Genomic DNA, 556 nt, shown 5'->3' with positions numbered 1-556 from the left:
GCCTGGCACCAGTCGCCGCCGTCTTCACCGGCAATCAGCACAAAGCGGCCCGCGGCGGTGAGGTCGTTGATGGAGTAGCGGTCTGCGGTGTTCTCCAGCCAGGCATGCGGCAGGGAGTGGCCGGGCTTGGTGCTCGGGCGGAAATCGCAGATCGCATCGAGCGGCCGGGGCGCGGGCGCAGCGTCCGCGAGCAACGCGCCTTGCGAGTAGACATAGCCGAAGTTGGCCTGCAGGTGGTTGTATGTCGTGCGCGCAATGCCGATGCCGGCGGTCGCCTGCTGGCGTGCGGCGTCGGCGGTCTCGCCATCGGCCCAGAGGCGGCGCAATGCGGCCCAGTTTTCTTCCTTGCCTTGCTGGGGTGAAAAGCCGAACGCTGCGGCGATCTTCCAGGCGTTCTGCCAGTTCTCGTAGGCGGATGAGACGATCATCTGCGCCACCGGCCGGCGCTCCTGCTCGTAGGTGTCGAGCAGCGCCTCGCCGGCTTCGCCGCGCACCACGGCGGCCAGTTTCCAGCACAGGTTGTAGCTGTCCTGCACGGCGCTGTTCAGGCCATGGG

Annotated in this window: 1 protein-coding gene; it reads right to left on the bottom strand. The window is 67.8% G+C overall.

Features of this window, described 5'->3' with window-relative positions; genetic code table 11:
- A partial coding sequence (locus tag D3H34_RS33630) for an FAD-dependent monooxygenase (protein ID WP_205736890.1) occupies positions 1 to 556 on the bottom strand: 556 nt, incomplete at both ends.

This window comes from Acidovorax cavernicola (assembly GCF_003581445.1).
The sequence above is the reverse complement of the archived record's forward strand: the minus strand, read 5'-3'. Positions and strand labels throughout refer to the sequence as shown.